The sequence below is a fragment of the Ruegeria sp. CDSB022 genome (genome assembly GCF_059611145.1).
Genome location: NZ_JBXWOZ010000008.1, coordinates 100,834 through 123,049 on the forward strand (window position 1 = coordinate 100,834; position 22,216 = coordinate 123,049).

18 protein-coding genes and 1 pseudogene are annotated in these 22,216 nt (G+C 56.9%); 6 read left to right on the forward strand and 13 right to left on the reverse strand.

Annotated features, from left to right (window positions below; genetic code table 11):
• Positions 1 to 100: 100 nt before the first annotated feature.
• The 10 genes from AC2FIZ_RS13650 to AC2FIZ_RS13695 form a co-directional block, all read right to left on the reverse strand.
• Complete coding sequence (locus AC2FIZ_RS13650; protein ID WP_282027180.1) at positions 101 to 2,065, reverse strand: beta-galactosidase; 1,965 nt, start codon at positions 2,063 to 2,065, stop codon at positions 101 to 103.
• On the reverse strand, positions 2,062 to 3,708 hold the full coding sequence (locus AC2FIZ_RS13655; protein WP_281995053.1) for an amino acid ABC transporter permease: 1,647 nt from the start codon (positions 3,706 to 3,708) through the stop codon (positions 2,062 to 2,064). The genes AC2FIZ_RS13650 and AC2FIZ_RS13655 overlap by 4 nt, the downstream gene beginning before the upstream one ends.
• A 65-nt stretch (positions 3,709 to 3,773) precedes the next feature.
• Positions 3,774 to 4,523, reverse strand: a complete 750-nt coding sequence (locus AC2FIZ_RS13660; protein ID WP_142636138.1) for a basic amino acid ABC transporter substrate-binding protein — start codon at positions 4,521 to 4,523, stop codon at positions 3,774 to 3,776.
• Positions 4,524 to 4,545: 22 nt separating this feature from the next.
• Positions 4,546 to 5,592 (reverse strand): LacI family DNA-binding transcriptional regulator, encoded by a 1,047-nt coding sequence (locus tag AC2FIZ_RS13665; protein ID WP_271948740.1) that lies wholly within the window; start codon positions 5,590 to 5,592, stop codon positions 4,546 to 4,548.
• Positions 5,592 to 6,344 carry a sugar phosphate isomerase/epimerase family protein gene (locus tag AC2FIZ_RS13670; protein ID WP_496791181.1) on the reverse strand — a complete coding sequence of 251 codons (753 nt, stop codon included), beginning with the start codon at positions 6,342 to 6,344 and terminating at the stop codon, positions 5,592 to 5,594. The genes AC2FIZ_RS13665 and AC2FIZ_RS13670 overlap by 1 nt, the downstream gene beginning before the upstream one ends.
• A gap of 84 nt (positions 6,345 to 6,428) precedes the next feature.
• Complete coding sequence (locus AC2FIZ_RS13675; RefSeq protein WP_496791183.1) at positions 6,429 to 7,511, reverse strand: ABC transporter ATP-binding protein; 1,083 nt, start codon at positions 7,509 to 7,511, stop codon at positions 6,429 to 6,431.
• A gap of 3 nt (positions 7,512 to 7,514) precedes the next feature.
• Entirely contained in the window at positions 7,515 to 9,170 is a 1,656-nt protein-coding gene (locus AC2FIZ_RS13680; RefSeq protein ID WP_281995050.1) for an alpha-amylase family glycosyl hydrolase, read from the reverse strand.
• Positions 9,171 to 9,179: 9 nt separating this feature from the next.
• Positions 9,180 to 10,328, reverse strand: coding sequence for a carbohydrate ABC transporter permease (locus AC2FIZ_RS13685; protein WP_496791186.1), 1,149 nt, complete (start codon positions 10,326 to 10,328; stop codon positions 9,180 to 9,182).
• A 3-nt stretch (positions 10,329 to 10,331) separates the two neighbouring features.
• On the reverse strand, positions 10,332 to 11,339 hold the full coding sequence (locus AC2FIZ_RS13690; RefSeq protein WP_282027175.1) for a carbohydrate ABC transporter permease: 1,008 nt from the start codon (positions 11,337 to 11,339) through the stop codon (positions 10,332 to 10,334).
• Between the two features lie 66 nt (positions 11,340 to 11,405).
• Complete coding sequence (locus AC2FIZ_RS13695; protein WP_282027174.1) at positions 11,406 to 12,674, reverse strand: ABC transporter substrate-binding protein; 1,269 nt, start codon at positions 12,672 to 12,674, stop codon at positions 11,406 to 11,408.
• 223 nt (positions 12,675 to 12,897) lie between these two features.
• Between AC2FIZ_RS13695 and AC2FIZ_RS13700 the strand changes: the two genes are divergently transcribed.
• From AC2FIZ_RS13700 to AC2FIZ_RS13725, 6 genes and pseudogenes are all read left to right on the forward strand, one after another.
• A complete protein-coding gene (locus AC2FIZ_RS13700; protein ID WP_282027173.1) occupies positions 12,898 to 13,929 on the forward strand; it encodes a LacI family DNA-binding transcriptional regulator in 1,032 nt (343 codons plus the stop codon).
• Between the two features lie 2 nt (positions 13,930 to 13,931).
• Positions 13,932 to 15,236 (forward strand): annotated as a pseudogene (locus AC2FIZ_RS13705) (GH1 family beta-glucosidase); the annotation flags it as partial.
• Between the two features lie 39 nt (positions 15,237 to 15,275).
• Complete coding sequence (locus AC2FIZ_RS13710; RefSeq protein ID WP_496791194.1) at positions 15,276 to 16,256, forward strand: glucokinase; 981 nt, start codon at positions 15,276 to 15,278, stop codon at positions 16,254 to 16,256.
• Positions 16,257 to 16,292: 36 nt separating this feature from the next.
• Complete coding sequence (locus AC2FIZ_RS13715; RefSeq protein ID WP_496791190.1) at positions 16,293 to 17,219, forward strand: carbohydrate kinase family protein; 927 nt, start codon at positions 16,293 to 16,295, stop codon at positions 17,217 to 17,219.
• 16 nt (positions 17,220 to 17,235) lie between these two features.
• Complete coding sequence (locus AC2FIZ_RS13720) at positions 17,236 to 17,901, forward strand: D-lyxose/D-mannose family sugar isomerase (RefSeq protein WP_271948728.1); 666 nt, start codon at positions 17,236 to 17,238, stop codon at positions 17,899 to 17,901.
• 407 nt (positions 17,902 to 18,308) lie between these two features.
• Positions 18,309 to 18,782 (forward strand): hypothetical protein, encoded by a 474-nt coding sequence (locus AC2FIZ_RS13725; RefSeq protein WP_281972981.1) that lies wholly within the window; start codon positions 18,309 to 18,311, stop codon positions 18,780 to 18,782.
• Positions 18,783 to 18,785: 3 nt separating this feature from the next.
• On the opposite strand, the gene AC2FIZ_RS13730 is transcribed toward AC2FIZ_RS13725, so the two are convergent.
• From AC2FIZ_RS13730 to AC2FIZ_RS13740, 3 genes are all read right to left on the reverse strand, one after another.
• Entirely contained in the window at positions 18,786 to 19,958 is a 1,173-nt protein-coding gene (locus AC2FIZ_RS13730; RefSeq protein WP_281972983.1) for an acetate/propionate family kinase, read from the reverse strand.
• Positions 19,951 to 21,345 (reverse strand): bifunctional enoyl-CoA hydratase/phosphate acetyltransferase, encoded by a 1,395-nt coding sequence (locus tag AC2FIZ_RS13735; RefSeq protein WP_496791191.1) that lies wholly within the window; start codon positions 21,343 to 21,345, stop codon positions 19,951 to 19,953. Before AC2FIZ_RS13735 ends, AC2FIZ_RS13730 begins: the two co-directional genes overlap by 8 nt.
• Positions 21,346 to 21,867: 522 nt before the next feature.
• The coding region (locus AC2FIZ_RS13740; RefSeq protein ID WP_496791192.1) for a helix-turn-helix domain-containing protein at positions 21,868 to 22,216 on the reverse strand (349 nt) is incomplete at its 5' end.

Here is a 22,216-nt window from a genome sequence, read left to right on the forward strand (position 1 = left end):
GCAATCACAGGCTAGAGGGTTGCTGCAAAGCTGTCAGTCCAAAAGGGACAGTTTGCAGAATTCATAGGTCCAGTTTGCAATCATGTCCGCAAGCTCTGGTTTACTTCCACTTCCAGACTGAGACACCATAGGATGGGATTTCTGAAGTACCAACAATATATTGCCGATTTTCGTCATCCGGCAGAACCTGTGCGGCAGCCCCGAAGTTGAACCCAAAGCCGAGGTCACCCCGCTGTGTAACACGAAGGTCCGGGCCACATTCCCGTATCGGAAGGCCCGCCCATGTCAGCGCTTTAATCAGGATCGCCCGTAGCAACGGCCCGTTTGGGATCATCGCCAGATACATAGCCCGGTCCGATTGCACAATCGCCGGGCTGCCAGCCCTGTAAGCACTTACGAAATGCGCGATTACCTGATTTTCGGTCTCGATGACTTCCCGCCAGCCTTTAAAATCAAAGGTTCCGGTGCTCTCGAGGCTTACGGATTCACCCGCCAGATCCGGCAGGGATTCGACGCGTATGACTTTTATCCCTGCAAGATCGGCCAACTCTCCGGGAGCGAGATTTTCAGGGGTCCACATGTCCACAGTCTTGCTGCCCGCACGGGCACCGATCAGCAATTTGGCCTGGCTGTGGTGCAATCTCTTTGCCAGATCTGGCGAGATGATCATGTTTTGCGGCAATACGATCAATGAATACCCCGTCAGATCATCATCGGGACCAACGAAATCCAGATCGACCCCCAATGCACGCAGGCCAGCATACCAAACCCGGAAAATCCCGGCATTCGGGAATGCGTCGTCATGCGGCAGGATATCTGCAGCCCAGATGGATTCGTAATCCAACAGAATTGCCACAGCTGCCTTCTGCCGGGTGACTTCCGGCAGGGCAGCACGCTCTTTTGCAACCTGCGCGAGTTCCAGCGCGGCCTGATCCGGGCTGCCATCCGACCGCAGAAGCGCCGTGTGGAATTGTTCCTGCGCGAACTTCGCCTGACGCCATCGGAAGAACATCACTGCCTGTGCACCGTGGGCAAAAGCGGCCCACGTCCAAAGCCTGACCATCCCATCCGCTGGTGAGGGGTTCTTTTCGGCCCAGTCCACCGGGCCGGGCTGTTGTTCCAGAACCCACATTCGGCCCCTGCCCTGGCTGCGATACAAATCGCAGTGAAACCCCTGATAATCCGGCGCGCCTGTTCGCAGGTATCGACGTTTGTCTTTATCAGACAGTGACGATCCCAACAGGTTGCCCAGCGGATAGCTGTCAAAACCGACCACATCCAGATCCGCCGCAACAGCGTGATGGTCGAACTCAAAGCTGCCTGCCATGAAATTATGGGTAATATCGCGGCCCGGCGCAAACCTGCGCAGAATATCCGCCTGAGCACGATTGAAATCCCGCACCCGATCCGAAGAATAGCGGGCAAAATCCAGAGCATGGGTCGGGTTCGGGCTGGCCACCAAACTTATGGGCAGTTCGATCTGATCAAAATCGGAATAGAGCGACCCCCAAAACACTGTCCCCCATGTTCGGTTAAGCGCCTCAATCGTGCCATAGCGGTCTTGCAACCATCTGCGAAAACCGGTGCGAGCGGCATTGGAATAGCTCAGAACCGTATCGTGATCGTTATATTCATTGTCGATCTGCCAGGCACAAACAAATGGATTTTCGCCATATCGACGGGCATATTCCGTGGTGATCCGACGGGCCTCGGACAGGTAGATATCGCTGGAAAAACAATAATGTCGGCGCGACCCGAACCCACGCACCCGGCCATCCGGCCCCACTGGCAGGATCTCAGGGCAGTCATCCACTAGCCATTTCGGAGGTGCAGCCGTAGGCGTCGACATCATCACGCGCAAACCGGCATCGCCCAGAATTCCAATCACCTCGTCCAGCCAGCCCCATTCGAACCGGCCTCTTTCCGGCTCGATCAGGCCCCAGGTAAACTCAGCAATCCGAACCCAATCCAATCCCATATCGACCATGCGCTTAGCATCGTCGCGCCACTGCGATTTGTCCCATTGCTCGGGGTAATAGCAAACGCCCAGCTCAAGCCTGCTCATCGGTTTTCCCGTGCGCTGCGGCGTTCGATCCATTTGAGGAAACTAGCGCAACCAAGCGTCACCACGACATAGAGGATCGCCGCTGTGTTGAATGGTGCGAAGGGCAGAAAACTTGAGGCCTGAAACTCGCGCATGCGCTGAGTCATGTCGCGGACTGACAGGATGGACAGCAATGAGGTATCCTTGATCATCGCGATAAATTCATTGCCCAAAGGTGGCGTCACTATGCGCAATGCCTGGGGCAGGATAATAAGCCGGGCAGTCTGCCAGCGGGACAGCCCAAGCGAGCCGCCTGCTTCGATCTGACCTCGTGGGATGGCCTCGATCCCTGATCGGAAAATCTCGGCCATATAGGCCGAATACCCTATGGAAATGGCGATGATGCCGCGGGTCATGTTGGTCATGTCGATGCCGCCACCTGTCGCATCCTTGACCGCACCGGCAAGCGGCAAGCCGATATAGAGGATGATGACCAGCATTGGAATGCCGCGAATGGTATCGACAAAAAACTCGGCCCCTACAGCCAGCGGATGTAGCTTATGCTGTGCGCCTCCGACCGTCAGTGTCAGAAGCAAAAACCCGAAAACCGCAAAAGTCAGCGCCGGGTTACGAAACTTGTCCGGCAGAAAACTGGATTGCCAGATCACCGGATAGCCCTGCGTATGAACGCCGGCCGGAACAAAAGCACCAGATACGCTGTCGACGGTTGTGATCTGATCCAGCGCAGAGGCGGCATCGGGGGCGCTGCGAATGCGATACTGTTGGCCTTCACCTCCGTCGAACTCTCCGAACCGGATCAAATCCGCCTGGGCCTGCGGCGTACCCCGAACAATGGCAATTCTTGCTTCTGTACTGCCAACCAGAACAAAGCTCACCTTTGGTTGCATAAAAAAGAACGCCGACACGGCCAATAGTGTCAGGCTGATGGACCCATAGACAACGGTTGTCCGAGCTTTGGGCTTGAAGGACTGCAAACCGACCCAGACCAGACCCATAATGGCCGCAAAGATATAGGCAAAGATCGCTGCACGGAACGTTATCGCGACCCCGGTCGCAAATTGCCAATGCGCAAGAAACAACAGGTAAAACAAAACCAGCCCGGTCAGCAGTTCGAGTCCAATCTGAACATAGGCTTTCATGGATCGTGGGAAACGGGCCGTCAGAGGGATCACCGCGACCACCATCGCAAACCCTACCAGCAGGGCCTGTAGTCTCATTTGCACCTTTGCGACGATCTCGGGAAACAAGACCCAAGGTTGCGAAGATCGGTCAATGAACTCAGACGTATTTTCGCTGAGCGCATTAAAGAAGACGGATTCCGCAAAGGGCATCAGCACCTGAGGCTGGAAAAGTCCAAGGATCGCCAACCCGGCCGAGGCCGGGATTGCCAAAACCGCCGCAATCCTCAACCAGTTCGGCGCGATGGTTTGAAACCGGATGCGGCGCGCCGAGAGATAGGCCAATATGGCCACGGCCAGTATCAGAAGAAACCCAACAAAAATGGGCCCCGCATTTTCACCAATCCCCAAAATGGCAACCAATGACCTCAGATATTTCGAGGATGAGGCAAACAGGTAGATGATGAACGGGGCAGCGGCGAGCAAAACAAGATTACTCGGCCGGATCGAGCTTAGGCGGATCATGGCGTCCCTCGGGTTATGCGTGACCCGGCAGGTTTTCCCGCCGGGTCAGAAAGGGTTTCAACGGCTCAATCAGTGCCCCAGTATTTGGCAACCAATGCGTCCATCGTACCGTCAGCCTGAATGGCGGCCAGCCCTTCGTTTATGGCGTCAACGGTTGCGTCACCTTCCTGAAACACAATACCCAGCGGATCAGACTGAAGGCCTGTGATGCCTACAGCCAATTCCCCGGCAAATTCCTGTTCATATGCCGATGCCGAGGTTCCATCAATGATTACCCCCTGTACGTCAGCATTCTGCAACGCCAGGATCGCAGCAGAGAAATTGTCATACAGGCTGACATTCTCGCGTCCCACCAGTTCTTCGGCCAGCTGGGCATTGGTGGTGCCAGTCTGCGCGGCTAGCTTCTGACCACCTGCTTTGAAGTCATCCAACGTCATGTCAGCATTGTCGACCTGCAGCAGGATCGCCTGACTTACAATGATATAAGGCTCGGAAAAATCCATGTTTTCTTCGCGTTCAGGCGTGATCGAGACGCCCGAGATCACGAGGTCGAACTCCCCTTGCTGAAGCGCGGCAAAGATACCATCCCAGGCTGTATTTACGAAATTCGGGACGCAGTTCACCTTTTCACAGATCGCATTCATGACATCGACATCAAATCCCACAATCTGACCCGTGGACTCATCGACCGTCTCCATGGGCGGATAGGTGGCATCTGTTCCGATCTTAAGTACGCGCCCTTCAAGATCCGCTGCAAACACAGCAGGCGCGGCAAGCGCGGTCAGGGCGGCGGCGGCAAATAGGTTTCTTAACATCTCCGGTTACTCCTTTGTTGGTTCAGGTGTTTAGCGCCGCTTCCGGCGCGACTGTGTCAGGTTGCCGCTCGATCAAAATGGCCCTGATCTTTTTTTGTGTTTCGGACGGGTCAACCCCGTCCAAAGCCTTGAGCATATACTCGCCCAGCAATCGACTGGTTTCCTCAATAGGGACGTAATAGGTGCTGGGCGGAGGGACAAAATAACGGCTAAGTTGCAGATCATCGGTCGAGATCACGGTCAGTTCGCGACCGACCTCAACACCCGCCGCATGGGCAGCAGAAAGCACACCCAGGGTCATGGCTTCGTTCGCGCAGATGATCGCGGTTGGCCTGTCGGATAGCCGCATCAAGGCTTCAAAGGCATTATACCCCGTTCGTGCGGTCGTAGGCCCGCTGAAGATCAGGGCCGGGTCAACGGTCAGACCGGACGCTCTGAACGCCTGGGCATAGCCCGTTCGGCGTTGCGTCGCATAAACCAGGTCATCCGGAGGGTTCACCAGGGCAATCCGGCGATGCCCCAAGGCTAGCAATCGTTGTGTTGCATCGTGACCTGCTGCCTGACTGTCGATATCGACATAGGCATGTGATCTGCCGCTGTCGCTCATACCCATGGTGACAAAGGGGAAACCATTCTGTTGCAGATAGGCAATGCGCGGATCGGCGTGGCGCGTACCCGAGAATATCACCCCGTCCGCCAATCCGTTCTGAACGATTTCCTTCAGCGTCGCCATCGTTCCCTGCAGGCCCGCCACGCTGTGAACGCCAAGTTCATAACGCGACCCTTTCAAAGCCCGCGAAATACCCGCGACAATGCGTGTGAATTCGACACCTTCCCATTCTTCATCTGAATCAGGTGACACGCTGACCAGAACGCCGATGCGATAGGACTTTTTTGTCCGCAGCTTCAGCCCGTCCAGATTGACCCGGTATCCAAGCTGTTCGGCGGCGGACTGAATCTGCTGCCGCGTTTCTTTCTTGACGGTTTCCGCACCACGCAGAGCGTTCGAGACGGTTCCGACAGAAAACCCCGTCTGCTTTGCAATCGACTTGATCGTCGCGCGCGCCACTATGTCACCTCAACGCTGCGCATTCGCATCAACAGGTCATGTCCCGTCTGCAATGTTTGCGCGTGATCGGCAGTTTCGTCATGTTCCACAAAAAGGTCAGCGCAGGGACTGTCAGCCAGAACACGCAGGACCAGAGGCCAGTCCACAACCCCCTGCCCCAGATTTCGCCAGTGCTCGTCGCCTTGTCCGGCCAATGGATCAACGTCTTTAGCATGGACGGAAACGATCCGGTCGGAATAACGGCTCAGCAGTGCAGCGGGGTCAGAAAGCGCCGAATACAGCCAACCGATATCCGGCTGCCATCCAATGGCCTCATGCGACAGGACCATATCCAATGGCGAGCCCTGCCCAAGATCGACAAGGTCAAAATCGTGGTTATGATAGGCAAGGCGCACACCGTCGGCAGACAGGGCATCAGCCCATTTCGCCAACCGGCCCGACACTGCCTTCCACCCCTCGGCGGTGCCGGGCCGAGCCTTGGGCGACAGCCAAGGCATGACCGCCACAGGGCATTCCAAAGCTTCAAGCATTCTAAGAATGTCATCAAACCGTGTTTCAAATTCTTCCCAGTCAAAATGGGCCGATCGAACGGTGAAACCAGCCTGTCTAACCACATTGGTAACCTGCTTGGGGGTAAGATCGTGGAACCCGACCGTTTCAATATCGGTGAACCCGCAGGCACGCACCAAGTCAAGCTGGGCCGCCAAATCCCCAACCTGCCGGACTGTGTATAACTGCGCTGAAACTCGCATTTTCACGGTTCTACCACAAAATGAAACGTTTCAATCAAGTTGAAACAGCATCAGGGGTCTTGTCAAGAACCGTGTTGGAAAGGGTTATTTCCGCATGGAAACCCCCTGATGGAACAAATGAACCTTGTCAGGATTCGCAGAGACCATCACAGTCTTGCCCCGCATATTCTTCTGAACGCCCGGAAGCTTGGCAATAAGGGCATCCGTCCCATTCTCTACCGCGAAGTATAACAGCGTCACCTCGCCCAAAGCCTCGGTAAAGTCTACGACCCCTTCAAGGATTGGGTCGCTGTCCACGGACACAAAATCTTCCGGGCGGATGCCGATATTCACCTGCTTGCCTTCGTCTCCAGCCTCGGTTGGTACCACTGATATCGCCGTGCCGCCACCGTCCAGTTTGACGACAGTCTGCGCACCAGTTTGAGTGATCACTCCGGGCAGCAGGTTCATTGCTGGTGAACCGATGAATTGCGCGACAAACTCATTGTCGGGCGTCTCATATAGTTCCAACGGCGTCCCAACCTGAGCGATCCCTTTGTTGGCCAGCACGACGATCCGACTGGCCAATGTCATCGCTTCGACCTGATCATGGGTGACATAGATCATCGTGCTGTCCGGCATCGCCTCTTTCAGGCGGGCGATTTCGATCCGGGTGGCGACACGCAGCGCCGCGTCCAGGTTCGAAAGCGGTTCGTCGAACAGGTAAACCTTGGGGTCACGAACAATGGCGCGCCCGATTGCGACACGCTGACGCTGACCACCGGATAGCGCTTTGGGCAACCGGTCCAGATAAGGTTCAAGCTGTAGGATGCGGGCCGCCCGATCGACCGCGGCGCCAACTTCAGCCGCCGGCATTTTGGCTATCTTCAGCGCAAAGGCCATGTTTTCGCGAACGGTCATATGCGGGTACAGCGCATAGCTTTGGAACACCATCGCGATACCTCGCTGTGCTGGCGGCACATCGTTCATCACCTGCCCTTCAATCTCGAGCGTTCCGCCCGAGATCTTTTCCAACCCGGCGACCATGCGCAGCAAGGTGGATTTGCCACAGCCCGAAGGCCCGACGAAAACGATCAACTCGCCCCGCTCAATCTCAAGATTGATGTTCTTCAGAACATCCACATTGCCATAGGTTTTGGCGACATCTGTGAGGTTTAGTTCTGACATGGTTTATTCCTTCTCCCTCAACAGCAGGCAGAATTGTGCAGCACCCAGAGACACTGTCCCCGTTCCCGCGACGCCACCCAGCTCTTCTCCGATCACGCGCCAGTTCCCGCCTGGCAAGATTACTTCGGAACGTTCGGTACCGAGGTTAAATGCGCAGAACACCTCTTCCGCTTGATCTTCACGTGTGAAGGTCAGAACGGTCCCGATCTGCGTCATGTTCTTTTGCGCCCCCAACATCAAAGCCGGATGGGCATGGCGGAATGCAATCGCACGACGATAATGGTGAAGCATGGACTTGGGCTCAGCCTCTGATCGGTCCACGGCACGCTCGGCCTGAGGGTCACTGACAGGCAACCAAGGCTTGCCGGTGCTAAAGCCCGATTGTTCATCCTGCGCAGCCCAAACCATCGGCGTCCGGCATCCGTCGCGGCCCTTGAACTCAGGCCAGAATTCGACGCCATACGGGTCTTGCAGATCGTCAAAGGCCACGTCCGCCTCGGGCAGGCCCAACTCTTCGCCTTGATACAAGCAGGCCGAGCCGCGCATGCACATCATCAAAACTGCATGCTGTCTGGCGGCTGCATCGTCCAGACGCCAGCGCGACGCGTGACGTTCCACGTCATGGTTCGAAAATGCCCAGCAAGGCCAGGCATCACCTGCTTTGTCCTCGAGCTGATCAAATACCTGCTGTGCATAGCTGGCAGTCAAAGCACGCTTTTCAAGGAACTCAAACGCATAGCACATGTGCATGCGCTTATTACCGCTGGTGTATTCGCCCATTATCTCAAGCCCACGCTGTGCGTCGCCCACCTCGCCCAGACAGGCGCGACCTTCATATTGATCGGTCAGGGCCCGCAGGCGTTCCAGAAAGGCAATGTTCTCGGGCTGGCTTTTGGAGAACAGGTGGTCCTGATGGTTATACGGGTTTACCATCGGCGCGATTGAGGCATTGCGCTGATCGACGGGCAGGGCAGGATTATCTCGCAACTGTTTGTCGTGGAAATAGAAGTTGATTGTATCCAGACGAAACCCATCGACACCCAGATCAAGCCAGAACCTGGCAACATCCAGCAAGGCGTCTTGCACATCCGGACAGTGAAAGTTCAGATCCGGCTGCGAGGTGAGGAAGTTGTGCAAATAATACTGCAAACGTCGCGAGTCCCACTGCCAGGCCGAGCCCCCGAAAATCGACAACCAGTTGTTCGGGGGCGTACCGTCCGGTTTTGGATCGGCCCAGACATACCAATCGGATTTGGCGTTTTCACGGCTGGCGCGGCTTTCGCTGAACCAAGGGTGCTGGTCTGACGTGTGCGACAGAACCAGATCAATCATCACCTTCAACCCCTGGGCATGGGCGTGATCCAGCAGGTCCCGAAAATCCTCCATCGTGCCGAACATCGGATCAACATCGCGATAGTCGCTGACGTCATATCCGAAATCCTTCATCGGAGATTTGAAGAAGGGCGAAATCCAGATCGCATCAACGCCCAGAGAGGCAATGTACCCCAATCGCTGGGTGATGCCTTTCAGGTCTCCGATCCCGTCACCATTGCTGTCCTGAAAGCTGCGCGGATAGATCTGATAGATGACGCCACCACGCCACCAGTCAGCGGCCACCTTGGTTGCATTGGAAAGTTCTGCTGTGTTCTGCACGTTCATCAGACGCCTCTATTTGACCGACCCGGCCAGCAGACCACGGACCAGGTATTTTTGCATTGCGAAGAAAACAGCCAACGGCACAGCGATCGAGACGAACGCCGCCGTGGCAAGGATTTCCCAGTTTCCACCCCGCGTTCCAAGCAGCTCGACAATCCGGTTTGTCATCACTGTGGTCTGGCCGGACGCATCGATTAGGAACACTTTGGCAACCAGCAGATCATTCCAAGTCCAGAGAAATTGGAAGATGGCAAAAGACGCCAATGCCGGAAAGCTGAGTGGCAGGATCAGTTTGGTAAAGATCTGGAACTCGGTCGCGCCGTCTACACGTGCGTTTTCGATCAGATCGCGCGGCAGCCCGGCCATGTAGTTGCGCAACAGGTAGATGGCCAATGGCATCCCGAACCCGGTATGGGCCATCCAGACGCCCAGATAGCCTTTCTCAATTCCGATGCTCAGGTGAAATTTCAGCAGTGGGATCAGTGCCAGTTGCAGCGGCACCACCAACAGGCCAACAACCGCGGCGATTAACAGTGCCCGACCTGGGAAATCCATCCAAGCCAGCGCATAAGCGGCAAAGGCGGCTACTAGGATCGGAATGATCGTCGCCGGTATCGTGACCGTCAGCGTGTTGAAAAACGCCCGCCCCATACTGTCAGTGCTGTCTTCAGCAAGCAGGACCTTGTGGTAATTGGCCAGGGTGAACTCGGGAGGCAGTTCCGCCGTCACAAAGACGCGCGTGCCGCGACTGCCGGTGAATTCTTCGGTGTTTTCCATCCGGTATTTGCCGTCGGCATCCACCGTGATCGTGCCACCCTTGCGCAGCTCTGCCGTGTCACCGGGTACAAAATCATCAATCGCCCGGGAACTGGTGCCCCATTTTGAGATCGCCGCCTGTGTGCCCGCCTCGAACAGGTTGCCTTCGATCACGTAAACGCCATTCTCCAGTACCTGAATTTCAGGTGCTGCAGCGCGCAGGGTCAGGTTCTGCTCGGATGGGAACAACGACCGCCACCAGCCGCTTGTGGCAATCTGGTCGGCAGTACGAAAGGATGAGATCAACAGCCCCAGCGTCGGCACCACCCAGAGCACGACCAGAAAAAGAACCGAGGCATGGACAGCCCAGCGAAGGGCGGGTTTGGTTCCTGCTATTTCGCTCATGGCCTACTCCAACTCTTTGCGCGCATTGCGCACATTCCAGACAAGGATCGGTGCCACCAGCAGCATGATCACCATGGCCGAAGCCGAGCCCACGCCCCAGTCATTGGTGCGGAACAGCTTGTCATACATGTAATTGGCCAGAACCTGCGTTTCCCACTGGCCGTTTGTCATGGCAAACACGATGTCAAAGACCTTGAGCACGGTGATGGTGATCGTGGTCCAGACCACCAGGATGGTGGTCTTGATCTGCGGCACCTTGATACGGAAGAAAATCTGGAATGGATTGGCCCCATCCAGAATGGCAGCTTCGATGGTTTCCTCGGGAATGCCGCGCAGGGCGGCTGACAGGATGACCATGGCAAAACCAGTCTGAATCCAGACCAGCACAACCATAAGAAAAAAGCTGTTCCAGAAGGGGATGGTCAACCATGTCTGCGGCTCGACCCCTCCGAAAAAGATGTAAAGCGCGTTCAGCATCCCGATCTGGTCCTGCTCAACCGGACGGGTGTCATAGACCAGCTTCCAGATCACCGAGGCCCCCACGAACGAGATGGCCATCGGCATGAAAATCAGAGACTTGGCGATGTTGCCCCAGCGGATGCGGTCGGTCAGCTGAGCCACCAATAGGCCAAACGCTGTCGACATTGCAGGCACCACGATCAGCCATAACATGTTGTTGCGCATGGCTTCCCAAAACTTGGGCTCCTTGGCCATCTGGATATAGTTGTCCAGCCCGACCCATTTGTAGCCGCCGCCCGGGACACGATCAGTCAGTGACAGGCGTAGGGTTTCGACAACCGGATAGGCCAGATACAAGCCCAAAGCAGCCAGCGCTGGGAATAGAAACAACCAAGGCCGGATCATGTTCGCGCGGTTGATATTCCGGCCAGCATTCGGCCCCCGAGGCGGGAACAGAACTTTGTCCAGAAACTGATTGGATAGATAGAAGTAGCCCACGCAACCTGACACGCCGATGGCGATGGTCAGCAGGCCTTGAAATGCCGGGTGCATGCCGCTCTCCCTTGCGACGATAGGTTCGGGCAACCCGGCAGAGCGGGTTGCCCAATCTCAGACGCTTTAGTCCAGCGCGTCCCACGAGGATTGGATTTCGTCGGCGACGTCCTGGGCAGGTGTTCCGCCCGTATAGTCGACCATACCAGTCCAGAAGGTGCCTGCACCCACGCCGCCCGGCATCAGGTCAGAACCGTCAAACCGGAACGTCGTTGCACCAAGAAGAATGTCGTTCATCTTCTTCAGCGTTGGGTCTGAGAAGACCGAGGTATCGACGCCTTTGTGCGGCGTCAGGAACCCGGTCAGAGCCATCCAGGCTTCATGCGCCTCGGGTGTCTCCAGGTATTTCATCAGCGCATGCGCGCCCGGGCTGTCATTGGTGATTGCCCAAACTGTTCCGGCCCCAAGGACCGGGCTGCCGAGATCCTTACCTTCATAGGCCGGGAAATAGAAGAAATCGGCATCCTCGCCCACAACCGTGCCTTCAGGGAAGAAGGCCGGAATGAACGAAGCCTGACGGTGCATGTAGCATTGCGGAGGCGAGCTGAACATGCCCTTCGGGCTGTCACGGAAGTCAGTCGTTGCAACCGCGCCGGCTCCGCCGGCCACGTAATCATCGTTGCGCGCAAACGCTCCGAATTCTTCAATCGCGGCGACAACCTTAGGATCGTTAAATTTCAATTTGTTGGCGACCCAGGCGTCATAATCTTCGGGCGGCAACGTGCGCAGCATCATGTCTTCAACCCAGTCAGTCGCTGGCCAACCTGTCGCTCCGCCGGAACCCAGCCCGATGCACCATGGCGTTTCGCCATCTGCAACGATCTGATCGGACAGCGCCTTGAGCTCTTCCATCGTGGTCGGAATCTCATAACCGGCATCTTCGAAGTTTTCCGGCACGAACCAAACCAGCGACTTCACGTCGACCTTGTAGAAGAAGCCATATAGGTGATCCTGCCCGTCCGGACCTTGGTAGGTTCCCAGATCCACCCAGGACTGGCCAGCCGCATAGTTGTCGCGAATCCAATCCGCGGTACCTTCACTCAGGGGAGTCAGGAAACCCGCCTTGGCCATATCAGACGCCAGTCCGGGCTGAGGGAACACTGCTACGTTGGGCGCCGATCCGGCTTCGGCATCAATTCTGATTTGCTGCTCAAAGCTGTCCGAGCCGACATAGCTGTACTCATGCCCGGTCGCCGCCGCGAACCCATCCAGAACCTTTTCGACATTCTCTTGGTCCGGCCCCAGCCACGGGCCGAATACGGTAACCTTGTCGGCCTGCGCGACGCCCCCGACCAGGGTAAATGCGGCGACGCCAGCATAAAGCGAGTGTTTCATGAATTTCTCCTCCCAACGATATCTCGCGCCTTTGGTCTCAAATATCCAAAGCGCTTTGGCTGGAGTGAGTTTATGCGCTAACAGCCTCCACCTGTCAACGATTGCTTTGCGAAGGCCCATAAATATAAATATCAAACAAGATGTTCGTGAAATCTGTTGACCACCAGCGAAAATGCCCGCAAAAACAGGAATACGCAGTAATTTGTAGGCGCTTTGAACAAATATGAACCTAAAGCAGCTCTCTGAAATCCTTGGCTTGTCCCAAACAACCGTCAGCCGTGCGCTGAACGGATACCCCGAGGTCAGCGAAGCCACGCGCACAAGGGTTCAGGCCGCCGCAACAAAACACGGGTACCGCCCGAACAGCCGAGCCAAGGGTCTTGCGACAGGTCGATCACACGTGATCGGGCACGTGATTCCCAGCTCATCCCAGCATGAAATGGTGAACCCAATCTTTGGCGATTTTGTCGCCGGGGCTGCTCGTAGATATGCTGAACACGGCTATGACCTGATGTTCACCAGCGCCGACGACACATCTATTGAACGCGCTTATCGCGACCTGTTTCAGCGTGGTGCCGTGGACGGTGTCGTTCTGCAGGGCCCCAAGGTTAACGAGCAGCGGATTGAAGTCCTCAATCGCATGGGCGCGCCCTTCATTGTGCACGGACGATCCACTGGAATAGACGCGCCCTATGACTGGGTTGATGTGAACAACAAAAGCTCGTTCAAGCGCGCCACCCAGTTTCTGATCGACCTGGGGCATCGACGGATCGCCCTTATCAACGGACTTGAAGATATGGATTTCGCCCAACGCCGCCGGGCAGGTTACCTGCAGGCCCTGAATCAAGCCGGTCTGTCACCGGACCCTGAATTGATGCGCAGCGCCGAGATGACAGAGGTATATGGCCACCACGAAGCGCGCGATATGGCTCAACTTAAGAACCCTCCGACCGCCATCCTGGTTTCGTCAATGATTTCGGCCATCGGAGTTCGGCGGGCATTGAACGAAGCAGGGCTGCAGATGGGCCGCGATGTTTCGGTGATCGCCCATGATGACGACCTGTCCTATCTGAAAAACGGGCAGGATGTACCGATCTTCACCGCCACGCGATCCTCGGTTCGGTTGGCCGGTGAAATAGCTGCCGAAATGCTGATCGAACGAATAAATGCGCCCGAAGACCCGGCCAAAACTAGATTGCTGGAGGCTGAGCTGGTAGTTGGCGGCTCGACCGGCCCCGCCCCCAACAGGTTCTGAATATGAAATACAACCGCACTGATTTCCCCAAAGATTTCCTCTTTGGCGTCGCAACCTCGGCCTATCAGATCGAAGGCCACGCACAGGGAGGGGCCGGGCAAACCCATTGGGATACCTTTGCCAGGACCCCCGGCAATGTTGTGCGAAATGAAAACGGGGATCTGGCCTGTGACCACCTGAACCGGTTCCCGCAGGATCTGGATCTGGTGCGCGATGGCGGCTTTGATTGCTACCGGTTTTCAACCAGCTGGGCGCGGGTTCTGCCCGAAGGCCGTGGTCAGGTGAATGAGGCCGGGCTGGATTACTATGATCGGCTGGCCGATGCGCTGCTGGAACGCGGTATCCGCCCCTGCGCCACGCTTTACCATTGGGAACTACCTTCGTTTCTGGCCGATCTGGGCGGCTGGCGCAATCGAGATATCGCCGGGTGGTTCGCCGATTTCACCGAGGTCATCATGGGCCGCATCGGCGATCGGATGTACAGCGTCGCCCCCATAAATGAGCCGTGGTGCGTCAGCTGGCTGAGCCATTTCGAAGGCCATCACGCCCCGGGTCTGCGCGACATCCGTGCAACCGCCCGCGCGATGCACCACGTCCTTCTGGCCCATGGCAGCGCCATCGACGCGATGCGGGGCCTTGGCATGTCCAACCTGGGCGCGGTTTTCAACCTGGAATGGGCCGAACCCGCAGATGACAGCCCCGAAGCGCGCCGCGCGGCTGATCTGTATGACGGCATCTACAACCGGTTCTTTCTGGGCGGCGTTTTCAACAAGGCCTATCCAGACAACGTTCTGGAGGGGTTAGAGCCCTACCTGCCCGCTGGCTGGCAGGATGATTTCGACATCATCGGTACGCCGGTCGATTGGTGTGGTCTGAACTACTATACCCGCAAGTTGATTGCGCCTTCGGAGACCACCTGGCCCAGTCTGCAGGAAATCGCCGGACCGCTGCCCAAAACTCAGATGGGGTGGGAGATCGAACCCGCCGCCCTGACCCGGTTTCTGACCCGCACCAAGCAGGATTACACCGGGGACCTGCCGATTCTGGTGACGGAAAATGGCATGGCCAGCCCCAAACGGCAGCAGGATAGCGACCGGATCGACTATCTGAACCAACATCTATCGGCGATACAGGACGCCTTGGCACAGGGCGTGCCGATCAAGGGCTACTTCATCTGGTCCCTGCTGGACAACTACGAATGGGCGCTGGGATATGAGAAGAGGTTTGGCCTTGTGGATGTGGACTTTCAGACGATGGAGCGCACACCCAAGGCGTCCTATACCGCAGTACAAAACGCCCTGACGGGAAGCACAGTGTCCTTACCGCTGGCGCAACCGGCTGGAGCCATGCACGACCATTGGAACCTCGTGGCCGATATCGGCGGCACCAATACGCGGCTTGGCGTTATCACCAATGGTGAACTGACTGACCTGCGCAAATACCCCACCGGCAAACTGCCCGAATTGCTTGAGGCCTTTCATAGCCTGCGCGACGAGATCGGAACCGACCCACGGGCCGTGGTTGCCGCCGGGGCAGGACCTGTCCGCAACGGTACAATCAGTCTGACCAACGCCCAACTTGATCTGTCAGAGGATGATATCGCCCGGGCAACGGGCGCCCGACATACCTTTGTGATCAACGACTTCACTGCCGCTGCGTGGTCTGTTGCCGAGATTACGGGTGACGATGTCGAAGTTCTGCAGGGGGCCAAGCATCCGCCGACCGGCACACGTCTGGTCGTCGGGCCTGGAACCGGGCTAGGTGTCGGATCGCTGCTATATTCGAATGGCCGCTATCACACGGTGTCCGGCGAAGGCGGCCATATCGGCCTCTCGCCCCGAAATCAGGACGAGGTCGAAATATTCAACGCCGCTCGGCAGGTGGCCCCCGAGTGTTTCTTTGACGACACTCTGACACTTGAGGCGGAAATGTTCCTCAGCGGCACGGGTTTGCCAATCCTCTATCAGGCCATCGAACTGGCAGGGGGTCGGGCAAAGGCCGAGCCCCGAACCGCGCGCGATATCCTTCAGGATGCACGCGACGGAACCGATGCCCATGCCGTCAAGGCCGCGCATATGTTCACCACACATCTAGGCGCGGTCATGGGCGATCTGGCGGTCGTCATGATGCCTGCCGGTGGCGTGTTCCTTGTGGGCGGCGTGGCCGAAAAGAACCGCTGGCTGTTCAAGGACGCCTTCCGAGACGCCTTTAATGCCGGAGGCCGGTTCAGCGAGTTGCGCCGATCCATGAACCTGTATGTCTCGGAACAGGATGAATTTGGCATTGTTGGCGCTAACAATTTCTGTAAAAATGCGCTAAGGCGGTAGTCTGACCGCACGTTTCAGAAACAGAAAGGTCCCGGCATGATCCTATGCTGTGGTGAAGCCCTGATCGATATGATCGAGACGCCCACGATCTCGGGCGAACTGGGGTTTGTGCCCCATTCTGGCGGTGCGATTTTCAACACGGCTATTGCCCTGGGTCGATTGGATACGCCGGTGGGTCTGCTGACCGGGCTTTCCTCTGACATGTTCGGGCAACAGCTTATGGCCGCCCTCAAGGCCAGCCATGTTGACTCCGACCGGGTAATCCACTCGGACCGCCCGACTACATTGGCATTTGTACAGCTCAAGGATGGGCAGGCAGCCTACAGTTTCGTCGATGAAAACTCGGCCGGACGGATGTTGACGCCAGAGGATATGCCAACCCATCTGCCCTCGGTCTCGGCGCTGTATCTGGGCGGGATCAGTCTGGCATGCGAGCCTTGCGCAGATGCCTATGCGGCGGTGCTTGACCGCTTTGGATCAGAGCGCGCCGTCATGTTGGACCCAAACATTCGCCCGGATTTCATCCAGGATCAGACCCGGTATCGCACCCGGCTGAACCGCATGATTGCGCAAGCGGATATCGTCAAGGTCTCGGACGAAGATCTGAACTGGATCATTCCGGGCCCAGAAAGCCTTGCTGAGAAAGTTCCGCTGTTGCTGCAGGCAGGACCTTCGGTGGTGATCGTCACCCGGGGCAGCGAAGGCGCGATCGGGTATCTTGCAGACGGGTCCGACGTTTCTGTTCCCGTAAAAAAGGTCGAGGTCGTCGACACCGTTGGCGCCGGTGACACTTTCAACGCAGGCGTCTTGTCCGCCCTAGATCAATCAGGCCACTTAACAAAATCCGAATTGCGCACATTGCCAGCAAACGCCCTGCGCGCAGCCCTTTCGAAAGGGGCGGAAGTCGCCGCTGTAACTGTCGCGCGCGCCGGGGCAAACCCGCCCTGGGCCCATGAACTCTGACCCAACGAAGAAGCCGATGAAACGTTCCGAAATCAACGAAATCAAATCCGAGGCCGAGGCCTTTATCCGTTCCTTTGGCGCGGTGCTGCCGCCCTTTGCGGATTGGTCGCCCGAGAAAATGCGCAGCGAACAGGCCGCCGGTATCCGTGAACGCGGGCTTGGGTGGGACATAACCGACTATGGCCAGGGTCGGTTTGACGAACTTGGCCTGTTCCTGTTCACCCTTCGCAATGGCGATGTCAGCGATCTGAACAAGGGGCAAGGCATGCTCTATGCCGAGAAACTGCTGGTGTCGCGGGACAAGCAGCTTTCGCCGATGCACCGGCACATCGTCAAAGCCGAGGATATCATCAACCGGGGCGGTGGCGATCTGGTGATGGAAATCTACGCCTCAGACCCTCAGGGCGGCATTGACCGCGATACCCCTGTGACCGTGCCTAGCGACAACTGCCCTGTGACGCTTCAACCTGGCGAACTGCTGCGGCTAAAGCCCGGTCAAAGCGTGACCTTGATGCCGGGTATCTGGCACGCGTTCTGGGCGGAAAAAGGCGATTGTTTGATTGGCGAAGTGTCTACCGTCAATGACGACCGAACCGACAACGTCTTCGAACAGCCGATCCCTCGCTTTGCGACAATCGAGGAAGACGCCATCCCGGATTTCCTGCTGGTTGCGGATTATTGACATAGGCGCATAGGCGCGCTGGCACCGGCTTTGAACCCGATAAGCCCCTTTTACTAAATCGGAAAATCAGTCTACCATGGGCGATACTGGCACGCAGATAGTGGTCTGCCGGGAAGGAGCCTGAGCAATGGTGACAAAAGCCGAGCTTGAAGCAGAGATCGCAGAGTTGCGACGGCAGCTTGCCGAGCAGCCACCGGCAAAAAAACGCTTCGCCAGATAAAGGGGCTGACGCCCCGCCGCGCGAAACCATCGCCGACCGGCTTACAGATAACCTCGAATCCTGGTCCACACAGCTTGACGATATACTTGAGGAATTCGAAGATCTGCCGCACAGAAAATCAATTCTGTTTGCCGCTGGTATTTTTGCCCTAGGCTACATGCTTGGCCGGTCACGCTAGGAGACGCCCATGAGCCGCATATCCCGCAATGTCTCAGTCATTTTGCGCGCTGAACGCTTGATCGCACGCGCACAGCTTGCGATCTCCGTGAAACGGGCCGGGTTTTACATAGCCGCCGGAGTGGCGGTGGGCCTGGCGATCATCATGCTGAATCTCGCCGGATTTTTCTGGCTTTCCGCGATCCTGTCGAAACCCGTTGCTGCGATACTTGTGGCGGGGACCAATCTGGTACTTGCTTTGATTCTGGTTCTGCTCGCCAATTCGATAAACCAACACGGCGATGCCTCGGCCGCAGTCGAACTTCGGGATATGGCGCTGCAAGACATTGAATCTGAAATCAGGGATTCCCTGGCCGAGGTCCAAAACACCGTAGCCGGAATTCGCCGCGACCCGGTTGGCGTACTGGCGCCCGAAGCCATCACGACCTTGCTGAGCATGCTGCTGAAATACGCCCGGCGCCGGAAAGAAACGCCGAACGAATAAGACCTATTCCAGAAAATTCACCGCAGCCCGCGCGATCACCATCTCCTCATTTGTGGGGATCGTCAGAATCCGGACACGGCTGAAATCCGTGGACAGGACTGTTCCACCATCGGCATTCCTGGCGTGATCCATTTCAATCCCGATCCATCGCATTCCATCACACACCATCTGCCGGATCTGGGCAGCGTTCTCACCAACGCCACCGGTGAAGACAAGCGCATCAATCCCTTCAAGTGCAGCGGACAGGGCGCCAAGCTCTCGCCGAATACGGAAGACGTAATAGTCGATTGCCTTTCGGGCTTCGGGCGTATCAGCGGCCAGCAACGTGCGCATATCCGATGATATCCCCGACAGGCCCAGCAGGCCGGATTTTCTGTACAACATTTCGGCAATCTCTTCTGCGGTCATTCCGTCCTGCTGCAGCATATACAGCACGACACCTGGATCCAGCTGACCGCAGCGCGTGCCCATCGGCAACCCGTCAAGCGCCGAGAACCCCATGGTCGAAGCCACAGCGCGCCCACCTGAAACCGCGCACATGGATGCCCCGTTTCCAAGATGGGCGATAACCACACGGCCATCATACAGACCCGGTGCCGTTTTTTTCAGCTTGTTCGAAATGTAGTCATAGCTCAGCCCATGGAACCCATAGCGGCGAACGCCTTTGTCATAGTAGCTTTTCGGCAAGGCAAAGGTGTCGTTTACCCACGGATGGGTGCGATGAAACGCCGTGTCAAAACAGGCAACCTGAGTTGTTCCGGGGAAGGCAGCGCTGGCTGCACGAATACCCGAAAGACTGTAGGGCTGATGCAAAGGAGCAAAGGGAATAAACCCTTCTAAAGTGTTGATGACGGTGTCATCCACGCGCACAGGCTCGGAATAGACCGTTCCCCCATGCACTACGCGATGACCTATTGCGCACACATGAATGTCAGGAAGATATTCCCGCGCCATTTCAAGAAATGCGTGGATCGCTTCATCATGGCTTTTGGTGCTCGACAGGGGACGATCTACTGATCTGCCGCCTGCCGACTGGGCCAATAGGCGTGGTGCATCACCTAAACGTTCTATTTGTCCGCGCCACCGCATGCTGGGACGGTTGTCATCAACCAGTTCGTACAGCGCGAATTTCAGTGATGAGGACCCGGCGTTCAGTGCCAGAACATGGTCAGCCATGGAGTTTGCCTTTACTTGCATATGCATGAAGCGCCGCCACCGCGCAGGACGCCAGGCGCGAGTCGTCATCATCCGAACGCGAGGTTAGGATAATCGGAGCAGCAGCCCCGACCACGATCCCTGCCGCCTCGGCATGAGAGATGAATGTCAGCTGTTTCGCCACCATATTGCCTGCTTCTATGTTTGGGGCGACAAGAATGTCCGCAGCACCAGCCACCTCGGACGTAATCCCTTTGGTGCGTGCCGCATTCAGATCGACCGCGTTGTCCATAGCCAGGGGGCCGTCAACCAACCCTCCTGTGATCTGACCCCGTTCGGCCATCTTCGACAGCAAGGCGGCATCAACTGACGACACCATGCGCGGGTTGATCGTCTCAATGGCTGAAAGCACGCCTACCTTTGGGGTCTCAATCCCGATGGAATGTGCCAGATGGATCGCATTCTGAACAATATCAGCCTTGGTTTCGAGGTCAGGGGCAATATTCACGGCCGCGTCAGTGACCATGATCGGACGCGACATCCCTGGAACATCCATAACGAATATATGTGACAGCCTTCGCCCGGTTCTCAACCCGTTTTCGCGGCGCAGAACCGCGCGCAACAGGTCATCGGTGTGCAAATGCCCCTTCATCAGTGTTTGCGCCCTGCCCTCAACCACCAGGTCAACCGCGCGATGGGCGGCGGCTTGGTGGCCATAGGCCTCGATAATTTCAAATCCGGACAGATCGGCACCCAGTGCCTCGGCTGCGGCAGCGATTTTGCCGGGATCACCCACAAGGATCGGCGTGATAATGCTGTTGCTATACCCCAGCAAAGCACCCCCCAATGAGTTTGGCTCTTCAGGTGCAACAACAGCAGTTGGCATCGGGTCAAGGGGTCTGGCTTTCGCCAGCAACGCTTCGAAATGGCGGTGGCGTTGTACGATAAGTCCCGGCACCTCTATCGAATCGAATTCCATATGCTTTGCGGGCGGCGTGACTCGGACATCTCCGCTCAGGACCAGGGTGCTGTCGCCAACACGCCGAACCTCGGCGGTACAGATAACATCACCATCGTCGGATTTTTCTGTAACCCGAACAACTGCTGTCAACTCATCTCCGGCCAGAACGATCGCGTGAAACCGTAGATTGGCCGCGCGGGTCTGGGTTCCCGCGCCCGGCAAAATATTCCCCAAGACGGCAGCCACCAGACCGGCGGGCCAAAGCGCAGGGGCCACTGCCTCAGGGTGGCCGTCGCCGTCACCGTCATAGGCCGCCAGATGCAGAGGATTGTGATCCCCCGATGCCGAGGCGAAGGCGTAAAGATCGTCAACCGTGCACAATCGTGTCAGCTGGGCTTCGTCTCCGACCTCGAGCTGTGAAAAGGTTCGGTTTTCCTGGATCTTCATTTGGTCAGGCCTTTTTTCAGACGGTGCATCGGCATGCCTCGGAATTGGCGGCGGGTCGCGGAGCGGGGCATTCTCGGTCACTATTCGACCTGTGCCAAATCCTCCAGATCGGATGGCGGATCCATACCTTCGCCAATAACACGTTCACCTACCTCTAGCCGATCCTCTGCTGACGGCAATAGGCCGGACAATGTTTCAGCAGCCCAATTTAAAATGATGGTTTGTTCGACAACAGCACTGCCCGGACCCTTCGAAGGAGTACTGCTCCTGAGGTGGCTTGCCATCCACACCGTCAACCAAGAATAGTTTTTACAAATTGCGAGTTAAACTTTTGATTTAAGAACCACTTTTGACATATATACGACCCGGCCAAACACTTTGCCGCCCTCAGACCTGTTCCCACTAGCCAGTAATGCGGGGGCAAAAATGGGACGGGCATTCACATCTGCACAGGCAAAAACCTGCGGAAGCTAGTATTCAATGCGGCAGACCGGGCATTTTGGTCTGATGGCCCTGTTTGGACTACAGCGCCGCTGTCCAAACTCTGTAACGTCCCTGCCCTGTCACCTCGCGGATCAAGCCCCTCCGGCTGAAACGGTCAATGTTGCGCTGAACCGCAGCGCGTGAGGCTTTAGTCAGCTCTTCCGCCAATGGGGCCGAAACCATTGGCCAGGCCGTAAACACGTCGATCAGTCTTGGTGGTGTGCGCCCGCTCAACTCTGCAGTGGTCTCTCTGGCGCGCTGCTCCCAGGCGCTGACCCGGTCCAGGTGCAGCAAGGCGGACAATACCGCCTGCCCTGTTCCCCTGATCCAGGCAGCAAGCTTTTCTGATGGTTCACCAACACCTCTCAACGCACCCGGACCCGACAGA

Coding starts and splice junctions, on each gene's coding strand:
- AC2FIZ_RS13660 (WP_142636138.1), bottom strand. CDS start 4,523: ATGTTAAGAAACCTATTTGCCGCCGCCGCCCTGACCGCGCTTGCCGCG.
- AC2FIZ_RS13695 (WP_282027174.1), bottom strand. CDS start 12,674: ATGAAACACTCGCTTTATGCTGGCGTCGCCGCATTTACCCTGGTCGGG.
- AC2FIZ_RS13730 (WP_281972983.1), bottom strand. CDS start 19,958: ATGGCTGACCATGTTCTGGCACTGAACGCCGGGTCCTCATCACTGAAA.
- AC2FIZ_RS13685 (WP_496791186.1), bottom strand. CDS start 10,328: ATGAGCGAAATAGCAGGAACCAAACCCGCCCTTCGCTGGGCTGTCCAT.
- AC2FIZ_RS13680 (WP_281995050.1), bottom strand. CDS start 9,170: ATGAACGTGCAGAACACAGCAGAACTTTCCAATGCAACCAAGGTGGCC.
- AC2FIZ_RS13725 (WP_281972981.1), top strand. CDS start 18,309: ATGAGCCGCATATCCCGCAATGTCTCAGTCATTTTGCGCGCTGAACGC.
- AC2FIZ_RS13700 (WP_282027173.1), top strand. CDS start 12,898: ATGAACCTAAAGCAGCTCTCTGAAATCCTTGGCTTGTCCCAAACAACC.
- AC2FIZ_RS13735 (WP_496791191.1), bottom strand. CDS start 21,345: ATGAAGATCCAGGAAAACCGAACCTTTTCACAGCTCGAGGTCGGAGAC.
- AC2FIZ_RS13670 (WP_496791181.1), bottom strand. CDS start 6,344: ATGCGAGTTTCAGCGCAGTTATACACAGTCCGGCAGGTTGGGGATTTG.
- AC2FIZ_RS13675 (WP_496791183.1), bottom strand. CDS start 7,511: ATGTCAGAACTAAACCTCACAGATGTCGCCAAAACCTATGGCAATGTG.
- AC2FIZ_RS13655 (WP_281995053.1), bottom strand. CDS start 3,708: ATGATCCGCCTAAGCTCGATCCGGCCGAGTAATCTTGTTTTGCTCGCC.
- AC2FIZ_RS13715 (WP_496791190.1), top strand. CDS start 16,293: ATGATCCTATGCTGTGGTGAAGCCCTGATCGATATGATCGAGACGCCC.
- AC2FIZ_RS13650 (WP_282027180.1), bottom strand. CDS start 2,065: ATGAGCAGGCTTGAGCTGGGCGTTTGCTATTACCCCGAGCAATGGGAC.
- AC2FIZ_RS13690 (WP_282027175.1), bottom strand. CDS start 11,339: ATGCACCCGGCATTTCAAGGCCTGCTGACCATCGCCATCGGCGTGTCA.
- AC2FIZ_RS13720 (WP_271948728.1), top strand. CDS start 17,236: ATGAAACGTTCCGAAATCAACGAAATCAAATCCGAGGCCGAGGCCTTT.
- AC2FIZ_RS13710 (WP_496791194.1), top strand. CDS start 15,276: ATGCACGACCATTGGAACCTCGTGGCCGATATCGGCGGCACCAATACG.